1 protein-coding gene and 2 pseudogenes are annotated in these 2,169 nt (G+C 61.9%); 2 read left to right on the top strand and 1 reads right to left on the bottom strand.

Annotated elements, in window-relative coordinates; translation table 11 throughout:
• A pseudogene (locus NKJ06_RS35205) lies at nt 1-1,050 on the top strand (IS3 family transposase); the annotation flags it as partial.
• Nucleotides 1,051-1,125: 75 nt separating this feature from the next.
• On the opposite strand, the pseudogene NKJ06_RS35200 reads toward NKJ06_RS35205, so the two are convergent.
• Nucleotides 1,126-1,332 (bottom strand): annotated as a pseudogene (locus NKJ06_RS35200) (hypothetical protein); the annotation flags it as partial.
• A gap of 145 nt (nt 1,333-1,477) precedes the next feature.
• Between NKJ06_RS35200 and NKJ06_RS35195 the strand changes: the two are divergent.
• On the top strand, nt 1,478-2,095 hold the full coding sequence (locus NKJ06_RS35195; protein ID WP_352812524.1) for a hypothetical protein: 618 nt from the start codon (nt 1,478-1,480) through the stop codon (nt 2,093-2,095).
• The last annotated feature ends 74 nt before the right edge of the window (nt 2,096-2,169 follow it).

Raw genomic sequence — 2,169 nt, 5'->3', positions numbered from 1 at the left:
GGATGGACGTCTCTGACGCCAAGCGGCTGAAGGCTCTGGAAGACGAGAACGCCAGGCTGAAGAAGCTGCTCGCCGACCAGATGCTCGAAGCCTCGGCATTGCGCGAGCTTCTGTCAAAAAAATGGTAGGGCCCGCCGCCAAGCGCGAAGCCGTCGCGCATCTGCAGGCCGTCATGGGCCTATCGGAGCGTCGGGCCTGTTCCTTCGTTGGCGCCGATCGCAAGATGATCCGCTACCAGTCTCGCCGACCGCCAGAGACGGAGCTACGTGGTCGGCTGCGTGACCTCGCGAACGAGCGCCGACGCTTCGGCTACCGGCGGCTGTTCATCCTGCTCAGGCGCGAGGGCGAGGCATCTGGGATCAACCGTATCTACCGTCTCTATCGCGAGGAAGGTCTGACGGTGCGCAAGCGCCGGGCAAGACGGCGAGCAGTCGGCACGCGGGCGCCGATCCTGGTCGAGGCAAAGCCGAATGCTCGCTGGTCGCTGGATTTCGTGCATGACCAGTTCGCCTGCGGCCGGCGCTTCCGTGTGCTCAACATCGTCGACGACGTGACACGCGAATGTCTGGCCGCGATTCCGGACACCTCGATCTCCGGCCGTCGGGTTGCTCGCGAGCTGACGGAACTGATCGCCCACCGCGGCAAGCCAAGCATGATCGTCTCCGACCACGGCACGGAGTTCACGTCGAACGCCATCCTTGCATGGTCGAAGGATCACGGGATCGAATGGCACTACATCGCGCCGGGCAAGCCGATGCAGAACGGTTATGTCGAATCCTTCAACGGTCGCATGCGCGACGAGCTCTTGAACGAGAGCCTGTTCTTCGGCCTCGACCACGCCCGCAGTGCCATCGCCGAATGGCGGGACGACTTCAACACCGCGAGGCCTCATTCCTCGCTCGGCTACCAGACCCCGGCGGCATACGCCGAGGACATCACCGCAACCGGCTCCGACGCTGTGCTGATGGAAGCCTCTGCGCCTCCGCCGGTTGCTCAACCCGCGCCAAGAAGCGTAACAGAAACGGCCAGGCTCTAATCGCCGCTGGATGAATGTTCAGTGGCAGGTCACTGTCCGAGAAGCACCTCGCCGCCTTGCAGTCCGCGACCTGGCCGCGCTCCAGAGAAGTGACGGAGCCTGGGCACATGAAACGCGGACTCCCAGAGATAGACATTCAGATCCCTCGAGCTCTTGATCCCGTGCCATGCCCGCTCGATGTGCCCAAGCTGCATCGACAGATGGAACCAGTGGAGAATGTGGGTGATGGGCTCCCTTGTGGCGCTCAGGACGATTCCTTGTGGTCCAACGTCACCGTCGCTGAAAATGGTGACGTCGCTCAATGTCGTGTGCCGGTCACGATGTCGCACTGCACTTAAATGTGAGATTGCGGCCAGCTGAGACCGGTAATTTCTCTGGGGTCGAATACAGGTTGTTAGGCCCGCGTAGTCCATGAGCGCCGCTTTGTTCGGAGGGAAAGCGATGGCGGTGGAATGGACGATCACGATCGAGGGCAGGAACGAGTTCGGAGACGTTTGCCGGAAGGCGGTCCGCATCGACAAGAGCTGGGAACGTCTGTTTGACGGCGACCTCGGCCTGTCGATCGAGGACAGCAAGACCATCATGGCGGCGCTGCAGAGCGCGGTCGTGAACCATGAGGCGGAGACGTATTCCCTCTTTCGTCGGGTCTGCCCGGATTGCCACAGGTTTCGGCCGGTCAAGGACTACACGACGCGACGGATCCGGACTGTCTTTGGCATCGTGGAGGTGCGCAATCCTCGTTGGATGCTGTGTCGGGATTGTTACCCAGGCATGGTCGATGCCTTTGCGCCGCTGCGGGAGATCTGCCCGGATCGAGCGACATCCGAGCTGATGGAACTGACGGCGCGGCTGGGGAGCATGATGCCGTACCGGCAGGCTGCGAGAGTGCTTGCCGAATTCCTGCCCGTTGAGCCGACCGAGACGCATGCCACCGTGCGCAAGCGAACCATCAGGATTGGCGAACGGCTCGACGATCAGGTTGCTGAGGAAGAATTGTGTGTTTCGGCGTGGAATAAGGACCCCGTTTCAGGGGTGATCGGCGTCCAAAAAGGGGTCTGACGCACTCTTGATGAAGTTCGGGATCATACGGCACCGATCAGCCTGGCTTGCAGGAGGTCGAGCTTTCCGCGTCC

Source organism: Mesorhizobium sp. M0293, assembly GCF_040321735.1.
GTDB lineage: Bacteria > Pseudomonadota > Alphaproteobacteria > Rhizobiales > Rhizobiaceae > Mesorhizobium.
The sequence above is the reverse complement of the archived record's forward strand: the minus strand, read 5'-3'. Positions and strand labels throughout refer to the sequence as shown.